Raw genomic sequence first — 19335 nt, 5'->3', positions numbered from 1 at the left:
TCCGGCGCCGCCCGCTCATCGCGCCACTGCCGCGCGCATGGAGCGGGCCACCAGCGTCAGCCCGGCGATCGTGAGTGCCGCGCCGACGATCACCGTCGGCATCACCTTCGCGAAGGTCAGCGGTTCCCCCTTGAGCACCTGCATCATGAGCTGGTTCTGACCCAGCCCCGGCACCCAGAGGTGCCAGGACGCCTCGCCCCCCGGATTGACGATCGCCACCATCGGCGTCAAGGCGATGGCGGTGATGACCAGCGTCGTGCTGGCCTGCGCCTCCTTGAAGGTCTTGGTGCGGATCGCCAGCGCCATCAGCACCGCGGACAGCCCTGCGCCGAGTGGAATCTGCAGCAGCAGGAAGCGCATCGCCTCGCCCCATCCGAACTGGAACATCGCCGCGAGCGCGTCGCTGCGCATCAGCCATTGGCCCGGAAGGAAACTGAGGTTGGACAGCACCGCGACCATCAGGCCGGCCATCAGCACGGCGGCCCACTTGCCCGCGACGATGGCCGAATGCGGCGCCGGGTTGACCAGCAGCGGCTCGAGCGAGCCGCGCTCGCGCTCGCCGGCGGTGCTGTCGAGCGCCGCGGTCAGCGCGCCGTAGAGCACCGCCATCATGATGAACATCGGCAGCATCTGCGTGAGCCGCGTCGAACGTGCCTGCATGCTGGCGAGGTCGCGTTCCTGGACGACGATCGGACGCAGCTGCTGCGCGCCGATGCCGCGCATCGCCAGGGTCAGCGTCGCGCGTTCGCTGCTGAAGCCCTGGAGCAGCCGGCTGAGCGCTCCCACGCCGGCTTCGGCGCGCTGGTTGACGCTGTCGCTGACGATCTCCACCGTTGCCGGTTCGCCCCCCGCAAGCAGTGTCTCGAAGTCCGCCGGAACGACCAGCACCGGATCGGTCAGCTTCGAGTCGCGCAAGCGCGCCTCGTAATCGACGGGCGCCGACTTGATCGTGTAGGTCTGGCGCTCGATGTAGTTGCGCAGCGTCGGCGCGTGCTCGATGCCCGCGACGATCACCTCGCGCTGCTCCGCGCGCTCCTGCAGCGACGCCGCCAGGCCTGACATCAAGGTCAGCATCAGCGGCCCCATCAGCACTGACGGGATGAGCAGGCGCAGCAAGGTGCGGCGATCGCGCAGCGCGTCGAGGATCTCCTTGGCGAAGACCGTGCGGAAGGCTTTGAAGAACGGACCGTTCATGCGGACTCCATGTGCGTGGGCGCGGCTTCAGGGAAGGCGAGGTCGACGAAGGCGTCCTCGAAGCGCTGTCGACCGGTCTGCGCGAGCAGCCCGTCGACCGTGCCCGTCGCGACCGAACGCCCGTGGGACATCACGACGACCTGGTCGCAGAGCTGCTCCACCTCTTGCATGATGTGGCTCGAAAAGACGATGCACTTGCCGCCGCCTTCGGGCGAGCGCAGATGGCGCAGCACCTCGCGCAGCGCGCGCGTGGCGACGACGTCCAGGCCGTTGGTGGGTTCGTCCAGCACGATGTTGGCCGGGTCGTGGACCAGCGCGCGGGCCAGCGCGGTCTTCATCCGTTCACCTTGGCTGAAGCCCTCGGCGCGGCGATCGAGGATGGCGCGCAGGTCCAGCAGTTCGGCCAGCGATTCGGCGCGTGCCTGCGCCTGATCCATCGGCATGTCCTGCAGGCGCGCGAAGTAGACGATGTTCTCGCGCGCCGTGAGCCGCGGGTACAGGCCGTGCGCGTCGCCGAGGATGCCCATCCGGGCCAGCGCCGCGCGCGGCTGTTTCAGCACGTCGAGGCCGTCGACCTCGATGCTGCCCTGGTCGGGCGGGAACAGGCCCGCGAGCATCCGCAGCGAGGTGGTCTTGCCCGCGCCGTTCGGGCCGAGCAGCCCGATGATGCGGCCGTTGGGCGCGTCGAGGTTCAGTTGCTCGACGGCGACGACCGTGCGGGCCTTGCCCTTCTTTCCGAACAACGAGGTCAGCGAGCCGCCACCGCGCGTCTCGAAGGTCTTGCGAAGCGCATGCAGTCGGATCATCGGTCGGACTCCCGGGCGGCTGAGGCGGCGGCCGCGATGGCAGCCGGCGTGGGGGGCAGGAAGACGGGCGGGCGAGGGACGCCCTTGGCGCAGCTCGCATCCACCTCGAGGGCGTCGGCATCGCGCGGTGCGTCGATGAAGCGGAACAGCACGTCACGCATGCAGGGCAGCGTCAGCGCGACGCCATGACCCGCCGCGTCCACGACGACGTGACGCGCCTGGTCGCCCAGCGCCACCTTGACGCGCTGCCCGTGCCGTTGCGGCGTGGCGGGATCGTCGCCGCCGCTGGTGAGCAGCACCGGCGACTTCGCCGGGGGGATCGCATAGAAGGCCGGCGGCACGTCGCCGCGTGGCCAGGCGCTGCAGACGCGGGCGTAGAGGTCGCGGTCCAGGGTGCCGAAGTCGGGCGCGGGCGTCTCGGTCGATGCCGCGATGCGCGGGGCGTCCTCGGCACAGACGACGGAGAAGTGCATGCCCTCGAAGATCCGCATCGACCGCGAGCCGCCGCCCAGCTGGCCCGCCAGGCCGGCCATCGCGTCGAAGCGCCCCAGGGAAGCCTCGTGCAGCGCCGCGGGCAGCGCGGCCGCGACGCCGGGCGCATACAGCGGCGGCCGGACCAGGCCGAGCAGCCCCTCGCGGGTCAGCGTGGCCTCTTCCGGCTGTCCGGTCAGCGGATGGGTGAACGACACCTTGCGCGGCAGGCTCTTGAGGAGCGCCTGCCACTCGGAGCGAAGCCCGGGGAAACGCGCGGTGCAGGCCGCGTCGGCGGCACAGGCGGTGAACACGGCGTCCAGCGCGCGTTGCGAGTCCTGCGAGAAGCTGACCGGCAACACCATGTCCGGTGGCGCGACGCCGTCGATCACGCTGCGGCGCACGCGATCGGGGAACTGCCGCTGGTATTCGAGCGCGGCGCGCGTGCCATAGGAGGCGCCGACCAGGTTCCAGCGCTCGGCCCCCAAGGCCGCGCGCACGGCGTCCATGTCCTGCATGGCGATCGTCGTGGTGAAGAAGCGCAGATCGCCGTGAGGCAGCTGCTTCAGCGCGTCGCGGCATTGCTCCAGCAGGCGGACCTTGGCGCCGGGCTTGAGCAATTCGTCCAGGCTGCGGCCGCTGTTGTCCGGGCAGGCCAGCGGCGCGGAGCGTCCGGTGCCCCGCTGGTCGACGAACACGAGATCGCGCCGGTAGTTCAATCGGGACAGCCGCGGCAGGACCGAGGCCGTCAACGCGATGGCGCTCTGGCCAGGGCCGCCGGCGAGCAGCAGCACCGGGTCCGGCAGCTTGTTGCGCGCCAGTGCGGGCACAACGACGTAGTGGACGTCGATGCGGACTCCGTCAGGCCGCGCCGGATCGAGCGGGCGCTTGAGACTGCCGCACAGGACCTCCGTGGGCACCCCTTCGACGCGACAGGGCTGCAGGGCCTTGGCGGGCGCTTCGGCCCGCGCCTCGCCGCCGCTGAAGGCCGCCAGGACGGCCGTCGTCATCAGGGCCAGGACGTGAAACGGCCGGGCTCGGGGGGCAGGACTTGCCCGGGGACGCATTGTCATCAACTCGCTCCTCCATGGTGCCCGGCGATTATGGCGAGCGTGAGGCGCGAGGCAGCGTGCCTTCGGTCAGCTTTCCGATCTGCTTTCCCTGCGTCCGAACATCCCCCACCCCTCCATGCTCATGACCTGTTCGTCCCTCTGGTTGAAGACTTCCCAGCCCGATCGCACCAGGCCGATGGTCGGCCGGCTGCGGCTGGCCTTGGTCTCCAACACGGTCATGCGCACACGCAGCGTGTCGCCGGGGCGCACCGGCTTGAGCCAGCGCAGGTTGTCGATGCCGGGCGAGCCCTGGCTGGTGGAGTCCAGCAGGTAGGCGTCGCACATCATGCGCATGACGAGCGCGCAGGTCTGCCAGCCGCTGATCGACAGCCCGCCCAGCACCGAGGCCTCCGCGGCGGCCTCGTCCAGGTGCAGCGGCTGCGGATCGTAGGCGGCCGCGAAGGCGAGCCCTTCCTGACGGTCGACCAGGCGCGAGCCGAACTCGCGCACCTGGCCGACGCTGAAGTCCTCGAACGCATGGGTCTTGGCGGGGGATGCAGTGCTCATGGCGGGGGCCCTTGGACGGGATGTCGACCGGTCGACTGTACGAGTACGATCGATGGCCCCAAAGGAGACCCCCCATGAAGCTCTACTACAGCCCTGGCGCCTGCTCGCTGTCGCCGCACATCGTCCTGCGCGAGGCCGGCCTGGCCTTCGAGCCGGTCCTGGCCAGCACCAAGACCCACAAGCTGCAGGACGGTACGGATTACTACGGCATCAACCCGAAGGGCTACGTGCCGCTGCTGGAGCTCGACGACGGCCAGCGCCTGAGCGAAGGCCCGGCGATCATCCAGTACATCGCCGACCAGGCGCCGGGCAAGCAGCTCGCGCCGGCCAACGGCACGATGGAGCGTTACCGTCTGCAGGAGTGGCTCAACTTCATCACCACCGAGCTGCACAAGACCTTCAGCCCGCTGTTCAATCCGGCCATCTCCGATGACGCCAAGGGCGTCTTCCGGACCAAGCTGCACGAACGCTTCAAGTGGGTCGATGAGCAGCTCGCCGGCAAGCAGTTCCTCATGGGCGACCAGTTCTCGGTGGCCGACGCCTACCTGTTCACCGTGTCGAACTGGGGCCAGCACGTCGGCGTCGACCTGTCCGCCTATCCGGCCCTGGTCGCCTACCGCGGCCGCATCGCGGCGCGGCCGGCAGTCCAGGAAGCGATGAAGGCCGAAGGCCTGCTGAAGCAGGCCTGATCAGCAGGCCAGACGACGTAGCGCCGACGCCTTTCCTGCTCCCTCTCCCGCTTGTGGGAGAGGGCAGGGGTGAGGGCCAGCGGCCGCGGCAGTCCCTAGGCCTTCCCGCAAGGTCTCCCGACCTCAGCCCTTCTTCTTCAGCAGCGATTCGCAGGCGCCCTTGTCGCCCGCATCCTGCTTGGCGCAGACGCCATCCAGCTGGGTGCGCAGACGGCCGAGGGCGGCGTCATGCTGCCCATTCGCGTTCCATGCGACCAGCTGGCTGCCGACCTTCTGCAGCGAGCGCGCGCTGCGTTCGTAGAAGGCCCCCTTGTCCTTCTCGGCTTCGGCCAGCAGTTGCGCCGCGGCCTTCTCGATACGGGCCGAATCCTGAGGCGACAGCTCGACCAGCGCGCTCAGGTAGTTCGACCCCCATTGCAGCCGTGTGGCCGGACCTTCGCTCTTGTTGAAGGCCTCCTCGTACCAACGCAGCGCCTCGTCCTTCTTGCCCTGCTTGCGGGCGTTGCTGCCGAGCGAGCTCATCAGGTAGTACGGGCTGTGGCTCTTGGCGATGCTGGCCTTCAACAGCGCATCGCTGTCGCTCCACAATCCGGCGCGTCCGAGCAGGTAGGCCGCCGACGTGATCACCGCCTGACGCTCGTAGCCGTCGGTGACCTCCTTGTCGACCTTGGCGGCGTGTGCCTTGACCTCGGCCAGCAAGGGCGCGGGCAGCTTGGGCGCGAGCTCGTCCTTCTTCTGGTCCAGGCGCGCCAGTTCGACGCGTGCCAGCAGCGACTGCAGCCGGTCGGCGCGCGACAACGAGGCGTCGGCCTCGAAGCGCTTCAGCGCCCCATCGAACTTCGCGATCAGCGCCTGCCGGTCGGGGCCGGCCGCGGGCGCGAGCGCGCGGACGATGTCGTCGCCGTTGTTGCTCAGCACGTCCATCTGCGCCCGGGCGGCGGCCGGGTCGGCCAGCACCTGGTCGACGCGGACGCGCAGCGCGGCGTCCGCCTTCAGCGAGCCGCCGCCTTCGGTGGCGGCCAGCGCCTTCAACCACAGGCGGGTCGTGGTCTCGTCATCGACCCCCTGGCTCGTGGCAGCCAGTTTCGCCAGCAGCGCCGGACGCTGCGCAGCGGGCACCAGCTGCTGTTCATCGGTCTCCCAGGAGTAGAAGCCCAGCAGCTTCCACTCGTTGGCGGAGATCTTCTTGCCGGCCTGCGCGTCGGCCAGCACGGTCTTCACCGGGCGTCCGCCGGCGAGACCCAGCTGCAGCACGCGCAGCACCTGCGGCGCGTCGACCTCGCCGGGCAGGCGGGTCAGCTCCTGGCCGTCGTTGCTGAACAGGATCATGGTCGGGTAGCCGCGCACCTTGAAGCGCGCGCCCAGGCGCTGCGCGCCGGGGTTGTCGCCGTCGATGTGGACCGCGACGAAGGCGCGCGACTGCTCGATGAAGTCGGCGCGGTTGAACAGCGTCGCCTTGAGCTGGTTGCACGGCGGGCACCACTTGGCGCCCCAGTACAGCAGCACCGGCTTCTTCTCGCCGCGCGCCTGGGTGAAGGCGCGCTCGATGTCCGCGTCGCCGGAAGCCTCCTGCCACGACACCGAGGCCGAGGCGCTGGCGGCGGTCGCCGCGGACATCAGGGCCGGCAGCGCGCCGATCGTGGACAGCGCCGCGGCCAGGGCGGTCAGCCGGGCGGCCGAGCGGAGACGACGGGCCATCGAGGTGTGGAAAGTCATGGCGGTGAGCGCGGCCTCGTGAGCCGGCCGATGTCGAGGAAAGCCGGCATTGTGGCGCCGCGCCGGCCAACCCGATATGAGGGACCCTTCTAAGCTTTCTTGGCGCGCAGGAGGGCGCCGCGCTCCAGGCTGGCCGGCGACCAGTGCTGGCGGACGTCGTAGTACTCGGGCATGGCCACGGCGTCGGGCGGCAGCTGGACCCACGGCTGCTTGGACGCGGTGAAGATGTGGATGTCGGGCGGCAGGCGGTCCGGCTCGTCGAGCGTGCCCACGCGCACGAAGCGCACCGCGTCGCCGCCGCCGGCATAGTTGCTCCAGACGGCGATCGCGCAGCTGGCGCAACGCCAGATCTTCTGGCCCTTGCCGCTTTCGCTCGGATTCATGAACGGGACCGGCTCGCCGGCCAGCAGCTCGACCCGATCGGCCTCGATCATCGCGTTGAGCGCGAAGGCCGCGCCACTCGCGCGCTGGCACCAGCGGCAGTGGCAGCAATGGACGATCAGCGGTCGGCTGGTCATCCGGTAGCGGACCTGGCGGCAGTCGCAGCCGCCTTCGAAGGTCTCCGTCGTGTCGGTCATGGGCATCCCCTCCGTGAAGCGAGGCGCGCAGGATAGCCGTCCGGAAACGGCTGATGCGTCGGCGTGGCGCCGCACGAACCGGGGACGACGGAGGTCACCCGTCGCCCGAACCTCCAACCTCGCCCAGCAAGTCCTGACCCTCGTCGAGCGGCGCGGGCTCCGGCCTCGCCTTGGCCAGCGCCATCCAGGTCGCGAAGTCCGGTTTCATCGCGCGGCGCGGCGCGGGCCTGCCGAGTTCGAAGCGGAAGCCGTCGCCGCCCGTCAGCGCATGCGCGAACAGCACGCCGAAGGCCGGGGGAATCTCCTCGACCTCGGCAATGCCGGCGCGCAGCACGTACCAGCATTGCCCGCCCAGCGCGAGATAGGCCTGGGACTTCGCGGGGCGTCGGAGTTCCGACAACAGGTCGGACCGGCTGACCTTGATCTCGTGCACGGCGGGTTCGAGGTAGTCCTCGACGGTGGTGTTGCGCACCGAATAGACATCCGGCATCGCGTTCACCCATCGCATCCGCTCCGGTTCGTCCTCACGCGGCAGGCCCGCGCGCAGCGACAGCCCGCGCCAGACGACGCGCCCCGCGCGTTGCAGTTCGACGGCCATGCGGGCGACCAGGTCCTCGTGGCGGTCGCGGGCCGTGCGGTTCTTCTGGAGCCCGTGGTGCAGCGCGTCGATCCCGGGCGAGGTCAGCCGCAAGGTTTCCCGGCCATGGGGATCGACCCGGCGTTCAAGCCAGCCGATCGCCAGCAGCTCCACCTCCAGCATGTCCTGGCACGGCCAGCCGGCCGAGCGCCAGAGCTGGCGCAGGCGGCGGACCTGGATCACGGTCGGGCGGGGTGGCGTCGTCGACATCCCGCGATGTTGCCGCAGGCGCCGGACGAAGGACGTCAGCAGCGACGGACGAAAAAAAGGCCACGCCTCGTGAGAGGACGTGGCCAACAGGGAGGAGGTTGCACCGGACCGCGGCCGACAGGGCCGCCGCGCCGGGATGCGCGCTGAGTGGTCCGGGGCCGGGACCTGTTCCCGGCCGGGTGGCGCGCCGAGGCGCGCCCGGGGTCAGTTGGACGAGCGCTCGCGACGCAGCGAACCGACCATCGCGTTGCTGTCGCCCATCACGAACACGGTGTAGACGTAACCCGCCTGGATGCCCAGTTCGCTGAGGCTGTAGACCGGCGTCGTCGAGGACGGCGAGGTCACCGTCAGCAGCGCGGAGGTCGAGGCCGAGGTCGTCTGCGGCGACGAGGACGTGCCCGCCGCGACGTTCGAGGCCAGGGCGCTGTAGTCCACGTTCAGCGTCAGGCCGGTGGTGGCGCTGGCCACGCCGTTGACCAGGCGGATCTTGGCCGTGGTCGTCGGGCTGGTCGGCAGGCGGTTGTCGTCGGTCAGGACCGCGAGCTTGGGATCGGCCGCCGTGCCCCACACCATCAGCGTGTAGTCGCTGCCCGCGGTCAGCGTCGGCTTCGCGAAGGACATCAGGGCGCCGTTGACGTAGATCGACAGGTCGGCCGCGCCGGCGGTGACCGTCGTGTAGTCGCCGATCGTGGGCGCCACCGAGGTCGGCATCAGCGAGGTCTGGCCGATGGAACCCGACACCAGGGCGCTGCCGCCCACCGCGGCCACCAGACGCGTCCGGACGGTCGTGTTGGGGAAGTTGGCGGTCGCGCCCTGCTGCAGCAGCTGGATGCCGTTGACCAGCACGCCGCCGGTGCTGCCCGTGAGGATCAGCGTCGAGACGCCGGCCGACGGCAGCGTGATGCTGGGGATGTCCAGCCGCAGGTCGGTCTTGGCGCCGGCGGCGGTCATGCGGACCCGGAAGGTGCCGCTGTTGAGCGTGATGTAGCCGCTGCCCGAGCCGGTCGCGATGCTGCTCGCCACGGTCGACGCGGTGTCGAGGGACTCGTCGGCGCCGGTGACGTACACGTCCATCGCGCCGGCGTCCGGCGCCAGGTTCAGCACCAGCAGCTTGGACTTGCCGGTGGCGGGCACTTCCTGGTCTTCCTGGAGCAGGGTCGTGCGCACTGACCCGGCCGCGCCGTACGCGATCATCGTGTAGTGGCTGCCGGAGGCCAGCGACGGCGTCGACGACGACAGCGTGCTGCCGACGTTGTTGCTCTGCACCTCGGTGCCGGTCGCGTCCGTCTTCACGTCGGCATAGCTGCCCACGCCGGCATAGGTCACGCCGGCGTTCACCGTCGTGCTGTCCACGGCCATGTCCAGCGCGGCGTAGCCGATGCTGGCGTTGAGGAGGCGCATCTGCGCCGAGCTGCTGTCGCTGCCGCCGCCGCAGGCGGCCAGCAGGGCGGCGGTGGCCACGCTCAGGCCCCAGGCCCAGGTCTTGAATCGCATCGTCCGACACTCCGGTTGAGAATGCGGCGATTGAACGCGGGCCGTGTTGCTGGGGCTTGTGGCCGCTTGCCAGCTTTGTGAACTTCGATATCAACGCCGACACAGAGTTGCTGGCGCCCCCTGGTACCACCTCTCTAAACGCGCGCGAGGTCCGGCGCTAGCATCCGCGCGATGAACGCCTACCCGCAGCTGCTGTCGCCCCTGGACCTGGGCTTCACGACCCTCAAGAACCGCGTGCTGATGGGCAGCATGCACACCGGACTCGAGGACTCGCGCAAGCACATCGACCGGCTGGCCGAATACTTCGCCGAACGCGCCCGCGGCCAGGTCGGCCTGATCGTCACCGGCGGCTACGCGCCCAACATCGCCGGCTGGACCAAGCCCTTCGCCGGCACGCTCATGACCGGCGGCGCCGCGCGCCGGCATCAGGCCATCACGCGCGCCGTCCATGGCGAGGGCGGCAAGATCGCGCTGCAGATCCTGCACACCGGCCGCTACGGCTACCACCCGTTCAACGTGGCGCCGTCGGCGCTGAAGTCCCCGATCTCGCCGTTCACGCCGCATGCGTTGAGCGAGCGCGGCATCGAACGCCAGATCCGCGCCTTCGTCCGCTGCGCCGCGCTGGCGCGCGAGGCCGGCTACGACGGCGTCGAGGTCATGGGCTCCGAGGGCTACTTCATCAACCAGTTCCTGGTCGCCGCCACGAACCGGCGCACCGACGCCTGGGGCGGCGACTTCGAAGGCCGCATGCGGCTGCCGGTCGAGATCCTCACCCGCATGCGCGAGGCCGTCGGTCCCGACTTCATCATCATCTACCGCCTGTCGATGCTGGACTTGGTGCCCGAAGGCGGGAACTGGGACGAGGTGCTGCAGCTGGCCCGCGCCGTGGCCCGGGCCGGCGCGACGATCATCAACACCGGTATCGGCTGGCACGAGGCCCGCATCCCCACCATCGCCACCAGCGTGCCGCGCGCCGGCTTCGCCTGGGTCACGAAGAAGCTGCGCGATCAGCTGCGCGCCGAGGGCATTGCCACCCCGCTGATCACCAGCAACCGCATCAACACGCCCGAGGTCGCCGAATCGGTGCTGGCCGACGGCTCGGCGGACATGGTGTCGATGGCGCGACCGCTGCTGGCCGATCCCGCCTTCGTGCGCAAGGCCTCGGAAGGCCGCGCCGACGAGATCAACACCTGCATCGCCTGCAACCAGGCCTGCCTGGATCACGTGTTCAAACAGGAGGTCGCGTCGTGCCTCGTCAACCCGCGCGCGGGTCATGAGACCCTGCTGCGCATCGTGCCCGTCGCCGCGGGCCAGCCGCGCAAGCGGGTCGCCGTCGTCGGCGCGGGACCGGCCGGCCTGGCTGCGGCGACGACGCTCGCGGAGCGCGGCCACCACGTCACGCTGATCGATGCGGCCCACGAGATCGGCGGCCAGTTCAACCTCGCCAAGCGGATCCCGGGCAAGGAGGAGTTCCACGAGACGCTGCGCTACTTCAAGCGGCGGCTGGAACTGCTCGGGGTCACGCCGCAACTGGGACGTCGCGTGACGGCCGAGGACCTGATGGACTACGACGAGGTGCTGCTCGCCACCGGCGTGACACCGCGTGATCCGCGCATCCCCGGCCAGGACGACGGCATCGCCCGGGGTCAGGTCTTGACCTACCTCGAAGTCCTGCGCGGTGAGAAGCCGGTCGGACGGCGCGTCGCGGTCGTGGGCGCGGGCGGCATCGGCTTCGACGTGGCCGAGTTCCTGCTGGAGCAGGGCCACTCGCTGGCGCTCGATGCGCCGGCGTGGCGCAGGCACTGGGGTGTCGGCGATCCCGAGCAGACGCGCGGCGGTCTGGCGCGCCCACAGCCCGAGCCCGCCACGCGCGAGGTCACGCTGTTGCAGCGACGCGCCGGCAAGCTCGGCGCGGGTCTGGGAAAGACCACCGGATGGATCCATCGCGCCGCCCTGAAAACGCACGGTGTACGGATGGTCGGCGGCGTGCAGTACGAGCGCATTGACGAGCACGGCCTGTGGATCAGTCAGGGCGAGGATCGCACCGATCCCGAGCGCATCGACTGCGACACCATCGTGCTGTGCGCGGGGCAGGAACCGCTGCGCGAACTCGAAGCGCCGCTGCGCGCGGCGGGCCGGTCGGTGCAACTGATCGGCGGTTCGGCCGAGGCCAAAGAATTGGATGCAAAGCGTGCAATCTTGCAGGGAACGCAAGTGGCGGCCTCGCTGTAACCCCTAGCTACGTTTTCTTACCGGCGTCGATACTCCGGCGGTCGTGCATGAGGGAACGTCCACCACACGTGGACGGCGCCGACATGGGGCCAGCTGTTGCCCCTCCATTCATAAAAAGATCCTTGGGTGAGCCATGCGTCTTCGCCTGAATCGTCGTTGGGGGTGCCTTGCCGCGTCCGCACTGCTGCCTGCGTGCCTGAGCACGCCGGCGTGGGCGGGTGCGTCCGCGTCCGTCCCCGCGGCGGTGCCGTCCGCGGCGCGGGCGATGGTGGCGGAGCTGCCGGCGTGGATCGATTCGGGCTCCACCGTGTTCTGGCTGGGCGCCGGCTGCGTGATCGGGGGACTGACGCTGGGCGTGATGGTCAGCCTGTTCGTCCAGCAGCGCGGCCGTCTGCACCGGCGCCGGGAGGAACTCAAGCGCGTCCGCCATGAGCGCGCCCGCCTCAGCGCCTTGCTGAACGCGATCCCCGATCCGATGTATTTCAAGGACGCCAACGGCGCCTACGAAGGCTGCAATCCGGCCTTCGAGCGCGCCGTCGGCCTCACCGAGCAGGAGCTGATCGGCCGCCGCGACGCCGACCTGCCGAACCCCCCGGGCTGGGTCGACACGCAGTCCGACGGCCGTCTCCTGACCTGGCGCGACGACACCTCCGACGCCGGCAGCGGGGCGCGCTGCCTGGACGTCTCCAGCGCCCGCGTGTTCGACGAGGACCAGTACCTCGGCCAGGTGGCGATCGCGCGCGACGTGACCCAGCTGCAGCAGGCCACCGACGCGGCGCGTCGTGCCGCGACCGTGTATGAGCACTGCGGCGAAGGCATCATGGTCATCGACCACGAGTTGCGCATCGTCGACGTCAATCCCGCCCTGGTCGCGATGGTCGGCCACGACCGGCAGACGCTGCTGGGCAAGCGCCCGCTGCTGCTGCGCGATGCCGAGCAGGATCCCGAGAAGCTCCGCGCGTTGTGGGCCGACATCGAGACCCGCGGCAAGTGGAGCGGCGAGGTCACCGAGCGCCACAAGAATGGCGACTCCATCCCGATGTGGGCGACCTTCGTGAAGGTGCCGGCGCCCTCGGGCGATCCGGAACAGGTGCAGTACCTCAGCGTGCTGACCGACATCTCCCGCATCAAGCAGACCGAAGCCGAGCTGCTGCACCAGTCGCTGCATGACAGCCTGACCGGCCTGCCCAATGCGGCGCTGCTGCGCGACCGCATCGCGCGCCAGGTCGGCAACGCCCAGCGCGAACACACCTGCGTGGCCGTGCTGTACATCGACCTGGACGGCTTCCGCGACGTCAACGACATCGCCGGCCATGCCGCAGGCGACCAGGTGTTGCTGACGGCGGCGGCGCGTTTCGCCAACGTCACGCGCCTGAGCGACTCGGTGGCGCGCGTCGGCGCCGATGAATTCGTCGTCGTGCTGTCCGGCCTGGTCGACGAAGAGACCGCGATGCGGCTCGGCGACCGGCTGATCCAGGCGATGGACGAGCCGATCGTCATCGACCACCACCGCTTCAATGTCGGCGCCAGCATCGGCCTGGCGCTGTTCCCGGCCGACGGCACGCACGTCGACGAGCTGCTGCGCAACGCCGAGGTCGCCATGGTGCGCGCGAAGCTGCATGCCCGCGGCTCGGTCCAGGCCTATCGGCCGGAACTGACGCAGGCGGTGCAGCAGCGTTTCGAGCTGACGCACGCACTGCGCCAGGCCAACGAGGCCGCGCAGTTTCGTCTGGAATACCAGCCGCAGGTGCGCCTGAGCGACGGCGCGCTGATCGGCGCGGAGGCGCTGCTGCGTTGGCGCCATCCCACGCGCGGCCCCATCTCGCCGGCGGACTTCATCCCCCTGGCCGAAGAGACCGGCCTGATCATCCCGATCGGCCGCTGGGTGCTGGAGCAGGCCTGCGCGCAGGTGGTGCGCTGGCAGGGCCAGGAAGGCAAGCCGCAGCAGGTCGCGGTCAACGTGTCGGCGCGGCAGCTGCGCCAGCCGGACTTCATCGAGACGCTGGATTTCGTCCTTGGCGAAACCGGTTGCCCGCCGAGCGCGCTCGAGCTGGAGGTCACCGAGAGCCTGCTGCTCGAGGACGCCGAGCAGGCCATCAGCCTGCTGACGCGGATCTCCAACCGGGGCGTGCGCATCGCGATCGACGATTTCGGCACCGGTTACTCGTCGCTGGCCTACCTGAAGCGGATGCCGGTCAGCACGCTGAAGATCGACCGCAGCTTCGTCAACGAACTCAGCAGCGATGCCAACGTCGCCGCGATCGCCCGCACGGTCATCGTGCTGGCGCGCAGCCTCAACCTCGATGTGCTGGCCGAGGGCGTCGAGACGATCGAGCAGGCCGAGTGGTTGCGCCGCGAGGGCTGCGACTGGGCCCAGGGCTGGTACTACGGCCGGCCCATGCCGCCGGAGGACTTCGTCGTGACGCCGCCGCCGGAGCCGCTGCGCCGCGCGCCCAAGCGTCTGCAGCTGGCCTGATCGGCCTGATCGGGCTGATCGTCCTGCGGACGGCGGGCCCAGGCCCGATCACGCGTCGCCATCGCCATTCATCCGCCGCCGCGGTGTGGCCGGCGCCGGGAGCGCCGAGGGCGCCGAGGGCGCCGCGGGCGCCTCCGCCCACACGCGCCACTCCTTGGCGCTGACCTCGCGCACCTCCAGGCCGCGACGCAGGATGAAGCTGGAGTCGTGCCAGCTCTCCACCGGACCGGCGAGCGATCGTCGCGGGGGCGTTTCGGCGCCGAAGTCGGAATCGCCGAAGCTGCTGCCGCTGTCGGAATAGCGGCTGTCGCCATGGCTGAACCGGCTGTCGCCGTAGTGGCTGGGCAGCTCGCCGTCGGGTCCGCCTCCGGCGAACGGCCGGGACGCGGCGCGCGGGAGCGGGGACGGGGACTGGGAGGACCGGTACTTCATCTCGGAAACCTCGGGATCACGGGAGAGGCACTCCATGGTGATCCTGTCGCAGCCCGACCGTCAGCCCGCAGATGGAGGGGCCGACGGGGGAGGACATCTCCCCCTTGAATTCGCTTGCCAGCGGCGGCGGTGTGTGGGAATCACCAGCGTCGGGACAACGCCCTCCGGATCACAGCGGCAGCGCGGTCGTGTTCTTCACCTCTTCCATGACCGCATAGGTCCGCGTCTCGCGCACGCCGGGCAGCGTCCAGATCACCGCGCCGATGAACTCGCGGTAGGCGGCCATGTCGGACACCCGGGTCTTGAGCAGATAGTCGAAGCCGCCCGCCACCAGGTGGCACTCCAGGATCTCCGGTCGGGCCTGCACCGCGGCGCGGAAGTTGTCCATGACGTCGTGCACCGTGCGGTCCAGCAGGATCTCGATGAACACCAGCATCTGCGCACCCAGCTTGGCCGGGTTGAGCCGGGCCTCGTAGCCGAGGATGAAGCCGTCGCGGGTCAGGCGCCGCACGCGCTCCAGCACCGCCGTCGCGGACATCTGCACCTCCTCGGCCAACTTGAGGTTGCTGATGCGCCCGTCCTGCTGCAGCAGGCCCAGGATGCGCCGATCGATCTTGTCCAGGTCCTCGAGGCTGCTCATGCTGGATTCCATCCGGCGGACACCGGAAACATTGGAGAGTAATTCGGAGCGTAAGTTTCTAAACTCCCGCTATTCGCTAGGGGAGCGCCCCTCGCACGAACATCCGAGGATTCTATGACCGCCTTTTCCCTCCCGCCGGAGACCTCCCGCCTGCCGGACCCGTACCGCGAGGAACTGCCCCTGGTGCGCGCCCTGGCCGCCGAGATGCAGGCGCTGAACTGGCAGGCGGTGGTCGACCAGGCGAGGCCCTGGGTGCAGCAGGTGCGCGGCAACCCGGCGCCGTTCTGGGCGATGGAATCGCTGTTGCGCGAGTACCCGATCACCAGCGCGGAAGGCCTGGCGCTGATGCGCCTGGCGGAAGCCCTGCTGCGCGTGCCCGACGCCGAGACCGCGATCGCGCTGACTGCCGACCAGCTCGGCCGCGCCGACTTCGACGGCGCCTCGGACGGCCCGCACAAGATGCTGGCCGGCCTGGCGGCCAGCGCGATCTCGCTGTCCAAGAAGTTCCTGCCGGATGCCGAGGCCGATGCCGGCCTGATGAAGCGCCTGGGCGCGCAGACCGTGGTCGCCGCGACGGTGCGCGCGATCCAGCTGCTGGGCCGCCAGTTCGTGCTCGGCCGCAACATCCAGGAGGCGATGAAGGAAGCGGACGCTGCGCGCAAGGTGCAGGCGCAGTTGCGCTTCTCCTACGACATGCTGGGCGAGGGCGCCCGCACCGAACGTGACGCGGAACGCTACCAGGCGTCCTACCTGAACGCGATCGCCGCCATCGCCGCCGGCCGCAAGGCCGAGTCGCCCGAGGGCAGCGACGGCATCTCGATCAAGCTGTCGGCGCTGTTCTCGCGCTACGAGGTCCTGCAGCGCGAGCGCGTCTACGCCGAGCTGCTGCCGCGCGTGTGGCAATTGGTCGAGAAGGCCGCGCAGGCCAACATCAACCTGACGATCGATGCCGAGGAAGTCGACCGGCTCGAGCTCTCGCTGGAGTTGCTCGACACGCTGGCGGCGCGCATCGCGACGCACTTCCCGCAATGGCGCGGCTTCGGCCTCGCGGTGCAGGCCTACCAGACGCGGGCCCGCGATGTCGTCGAGGCGGTCGCCGCGATCGCCCGCAAGCACGGGCTGAAATTCATGGTGCGCCTTGTGAAGGGCGCCTACTGGGACGGCGAGATCAAGCGCGCGCAGGAGCAGGGCCTGCCGTTCTATCCGGTCTACACGCACAAGCCGCACACCGACATCTCCTACCTGGCCTGCGCGCAGGCGCTGCTGCGGCACCACGACGTCATCTATCCGCAGTTCGCGACCCACAACGCTGGCACGGTCGCCGCCATCCTGCAGATGGCGCGCTCGCTGGGCGCCAAGTTCGAGATGCAGCGCCTGCACGGCATGGGCGAGGGCGTCTATCGCGAAGTGCTGAAGGACGGGTCGATCCCTTGCCGCGTGTATGCGCCCGTCGGCGAACACCGCGATCTGCTCGCCTACCTGGTCCGCCGCCTGCTGGAGAACGGCGCCAACTCGTCCTTCGTCCACCAGCTCGCCGACCCGACCGTCGCGCCGGAAGAGTTGCTGGCGTCGCCGATGACCGAGATCCGCGAGGACGCGTCCCTGCCGTTGCCGGTCGACCTGTACCGCGACGCCCAGGGCCGCGGCCGCGACAACTCGTCGGGCCTGGACCTCGCGGTGCCGGCGCAGCGCCAGGTGTTGCTGGACGCGCTCGCGGCATGCACGGTGCCGGTGATGGTGGAGGCATCGCCGGAGGAGGTCGACGCCGTGATGACGCGCCTGCAAGGCGGCTTCGCCGGCTGGAATGCGACCCCGGTGGCCGAGCGCGCCGCCGTGCTGCGCCGCGCCGCCGACGCGCTGCAGGCCCAGCTGCCGCAGTACTGCGCGCTGCTGGTCAAGGAGGCCTACAAGAGCCTGGGCGACGCGATCAGCGAAGTGCGCGAGGCCATCGACTTCATGCGCTATTACGCCGACGAGGCCGAGCGCCTGGCCGGCGACGGTGTCGCGTTGAACGGGCGCGGCGTGTTCGTCTGCATCTCGCCGTGGAACTTCCCGCTGGCGATCTTCGCCGGTCAGGTGGTCGCGGCGCTGGCCGCCGGCAACGCGGTGGCCGCGAAGCCGGCCGAGCAGACGCCGGCCGTCGCCCGCGAGTGCGTCGCGCTGCTCCATGCGGCCGGCGTTCCCGTCGACGCGGTGCAACTGGTGCACGGCCGCGGCGAGACCGTCGGCGCGCGCCTGGTCGCCGCGCCGCAGACGGCGGGCGTGTGCTTCACCGGCTCGACGCAGGTCGCCCAGATCATCAACCGCCAGCTGGCGGCGAAGCCCGGCGCCGCCGCGCTGCCGCTGATCGCCGAGACCGGCGGCCTGAACGCGATGATCGTGGACTCGACGGCGCTGCCGGAGCAGGTCATCGACGCGGTCGTGCAATCGGCCTTCCGCAGCGCGGGTCAGCGCTGCTCGGCGCTGCGCCTGCTGGCGGTGCATGAGGCGGTCGCCGACGGCGTCATCGAGATGCTGCGCGGCGCGGTGAAGGAACTGCGTGTCGGCGATACGGCGGACCTCGCGACCGACGTCGGCCCGCTGATCGACGACGAGGCCTTCGAGGGTGTGTCCAAGGACGTCCAGCGCCTCAAGCGCGAGGCGACGCTGATCGCCGAGGCCGTGCCGGCCGACGGCTGCCCGCGCCTGCTGGCGCCGGTGGCGGTCGAGCTCCCGACGATCGCCTCGTTGAAGAAGGAAATCTTCGGCCCGGTGCTGCACGTGGTGCGCTGGAACGGTGACGTCGACGGCGTCGTGCGCGAGATCAACGCGCTGGGTTACGGCCTGACGCTGGGCATCCAGACCCGCATCGACAGCCGCGCATTGCGGCTCGCATCGGAGGCGCGCATCGGCAACGTCTACGTGAACCGCAACATCATCGGCGCGGTCGTCGGCGTGCAGCCCTTCGGCGGCGAAGGCATGTCCGGCACCGGCCCGAAGGCCGGCGGCCCGCACTACCTGCTGCGTTTCGTCGCTCAGCCGAAGGTGGAGGCCGCCGCCGAAACGCCGGCGCTGTCGACCACCGGCGCGGGAGCCGACCTGTCGCCGCTGTTCAGCGCGCACGAGGCCTGGGCGGAACGTCCGGTCGATGAGCGCGCCACGGCGCTGGAGCGCTCCGCGGCCGGCCAGGCCCCGGTGGTCGCCGGCGCCTGGCGCACGCTGGCCGCCGGCGCGCGTCGCGCGCTGGTCGACCTGAAGTTGCCCGGACCGACCGGGGAGAGCAACGAGCTGCGCCTGCACGGCCGCGGCGTGATCGCGGTGCTGGCGCAGGGCGCGTCGCCCGAGGAACTGGCGCGCGCGCTGGGCGCGGCGCTGGTGGCGGGCAATGCCGTCGCCGTCGTCGGCGGCGGCGATGTGGCGGTGGAACTGCGCACGGCGCTGATGCGGGGGGGCGTGACGGCCGCGACGATGCAGCTGCTGCCGGCCGACCAGCTCGGCGCGGTGTTGCGCGCGACACGACTGGCAGGCGTGATCGCGCCGGCGGCGCTGCAGGTGCCGGTCCAGCGCGAGCTGGCGGGCCGGGATGGCGCGATCCTGCCGGTCGTGCCGATGGTCGAACTGGCCGATGCGCGCCAGCTCTACCGACTGGTCGCGGAGCAGACGCTGACGATCAATACGGCCGCGGCAGGCGGGAACGCCGCGCTGCTGGCGGGCGTGCACTGATCCGGCAGGCCGGGTCGCGCGAGACCCGGCCTTCCAACCGCCACCAGCCGGTGCGCGGCACGATCCACACCTCGCCGCGCCTGAAGCGACGCGGCTGCGGCCAGCATTGGTCCGCCCACAGCGCGGGTGCGTCCTCGACATCGACGACGCCGGCCTGCAGGTGCATCACGGTGCCTCGAGCGAGCTTCAGCATCAGCGACTGACCCGCGACCAGCCGGAGTTCCCGTGGCGCCGCCGAAGGTTGCAGCACGCGCGTGAGCGCGGCCAGCGCGGGCACGGTCCGCGATGGCGCAGCCTCATGCGCGGGGGTGGCCAGCCATGGCCAGGGAATGGGCAGGGATCTCAGGACGGCGGCGAGGAACATGACGGCTTCGCCCGGGGGCGCCTCGTTGGAACGGGCGTCCAGTGTTCCCATCGGCGACGCGACCTGACAGGCACA

General features: G+C 70.4%; 15 protein-coding genes. 4 read left to right on the top strand and 11 right to left on the bottom strand.

Annotated elements, in window-relative coordinates; translation table 11 throughout:
* Positions 1 to 15: 15 nt before the first annotated feature.
* The 4 genes from AC07O8_RS02070 to AC07O8_RS02055 form a co-directional block, all read right to left on the bottom strand.
* Entirely contained in the window at positions 16 to 1194 is a 1179-nt protein-coding gene (locus AC07O8_RS02070; protein ID WP_495046460.1) for an ABC transporter permease, read from the bottom strand.
* Positions 1191 to 2000, bottom strand: coding sequence for an ABC transporter ATP-binding protein (locus AC07O8_RS02065; protein WP_495046459.1), 810 nt, complete (start codon positions 1998 to 2000; stop codon positions 1191 to 1193). The genes AC07O8_RS02070 and AC07O8_RS02065 overlap by 4 nt, the downstream gene beginning before the upstream one ends.
* Complete coding sequence (locus AC07O8_RS02060; RefSeq protein ID WP_495046458.1) at positions 1997 to 3481, bottom strand: alpha/beta hydrolase; 1485 nt, start codon at positions 3479 to 3481, stop codon at positions 1997 to 1999. The genes AC07O8_RS02065 and AC07O8_RS02060 overlap by 4 nt, the downstream gene beginning before the upstream one ends.
* A gap of 129 nt (positions 3482 to 3610) precedes the next feature.
* Entirely contained in the window at positions 3611 to 4090 is a 480-nt protein-coding gene (locus tag AC07O8_RS02055; protein ID WP_495046457.1) for a MaoC family dehydratase, read from the bottom strand.
* A gap of 74 nt (positions 4091 to 4164) precedes the next feature.
* Between AC07O8_RS02055 and gstA the strand changes: the two genes are divergently transcribed.
* A complete protein-coding gene (gstA, locus tag AC07O8_RS02050) occupies positions 4165 to 4779 on the top strand; it encodes a glutathione transferase GstA (protein ID WP_495046456.1) in 615 nt (204 codons plus the stop codon).
* Between the two features lie 123 nt (positions 4780 to 4902).
* Here gstA and AC07O8_RS02045 read toward each other — a convergent pair whose 3' ends face one another.
* From AC07O8_RS02045 to AC07O8_RS02030, 4 genes are all read right to left on the bottom strand, one after another.
* Positions 4903 to 6477, bottom strand: a complete 1575-nt coding sequence (locus AC07O8_RS02045; RefSeq protein ID WP_495046455.1) for a thioredoxin family protein — start codon at positions 6475 to 6477, stop codon at positions 4903 to 4905.
* 107 nt (positions 6478 to 6584) lie between these two features.
* Positions 6585 to 7073: a GFA family protein gene (locus tag AC07O8_RS02040; protein WP_495046454.1), complete on the bottom strand. Its 489-nt coding sequence runs from the start codon at positions 7071 to 7073 to the stop codon at positions 6585 to 6587.
* Positions 7074 to 7167: 94 nt separating this feature from the next.
* Positions 7168 to 7920, bottom strand: a complete 753-nt coding sequence (locus tag AC07O8_RS02035) for a hypothetical protein (protein WP_495046453.1) — start codon at positions 7918 to 7920, stop codon at positions 7168 to 7170.
* Between the two features lie 204 nt (positions 7921 to 8124).
* Positions 8125 to 9414, bottom strand: a complete 1290-nt coding sequence (locus tag AC07O8_RS02030; RefSeq protein ID WP_495046452.1) for a DUF4397 domain-containing protein — start codon at positions 9412 to 9414, stop codon at positions 8125 to 8127.
* Between the two features lie 171 nt (positions 9415 to 9585).
* On the opposite strand from AC07O8_RS02030, the gene AC07O8_RS02025 reads away from it, so the two are divergent.
* On the top strand, positions 9586 to 11646 hold the full coding sequence (locus AC07O8_RS02025; RefSeq protein WP_495046451.1) for an FAD-dependent oxidoreductase: 2061 nt from the start codon (positions 9586 to 9588) through the stop codon (positions 11644 to 11646).
* A gap of 133 nt (positions 11647 to 11779) precedes the next feature.
* The gene (locus tag AC07O8_RS02020; protein ID WP_495046450.1) at positions 11780 to 14122 is read left to right on the top strand and encodes a sensor domain-containing protein; all 2343 of its coding nucleotides are present in this window, start codon (positions 11780 to 11782) and stop codon (positions 14120 to 14122) included.
* Between the two features lie 48 nt (positions 14123 to 14170).
* Here AC07O8_RS02020 and AC07O8_RS02015 read toward each other — a convergent pair whose 3' ends face one another.
* The gene (locus AC07O8_RS02015) at positions 14171 to 14554 is read right to left on the bottom strand and encodes a hypothetical protein (RefSeq protein WP_495046449.1); all 384 of its coding nucleotides are present in this window, start codon (positions 14552 to 14554) and stop codon (positions 14171 to 14173) included.
* A gap of 169 nt (positions 14555 to 14723) precedes the next feature.
* Positions 14724 to 15194: an Lrp/AsnC ligand binding domain-containing protein gene (locus AC07O8_RS02010; protein ID WP_088387328.1), complete on the bottom strand. Its 471-nt coding sequence runs from the start codon at positions 15192 to 15194 to the stop codon at positions 14724 to 14726.
* Positions 15195 to 15308: 114 nt separating this feature from the next.
* On the opposite strand from AC07O8_RS02010, the gene AC07O8_RS02005 reads away from it, so the two are divergent.
* Positions 15309 to 18896, top strand: a complete 3588-nt coding sequence (locus AC07O8_RS02005; protein ID WP_495046448.1) for an L-glutamate gamma-semialdehyde dehydrogenase — start codon at positions 15309 to 15311, stop codon at positions 18894 to 18896.
* On the opposite strand, the gene AC07O8_RS02000 is transcribed toward AC07O8_RS02005, so the two are convergent.
* Positions 18844 to 19311 (bottom strand): hypothetical protein, encoded by a 468-nt coding sequence (locus tag AC07O8_RS02000; RefSeq protein WP_495046447.1) that lies wholly within the window; start codon positions 19309 to 19311, stop codon positions 18844 to 18846. The two genes, AC07O8_RS02005 and AC07O8_RS02000, sit on opposite strands and share 53 nt — an antisense overlap.
* Positions 19312 to 19335: the final 24 nt, after the last annotated feature.

The sequence above is a fragment of the Roseateles sp. GW821-FHT09G09 genome (assembly GCF_059415965.1).
Note: the sequence above shows the minus strand (reverse complement) of the source record. Positions and strands in the feature narration are given on the sequence as shown.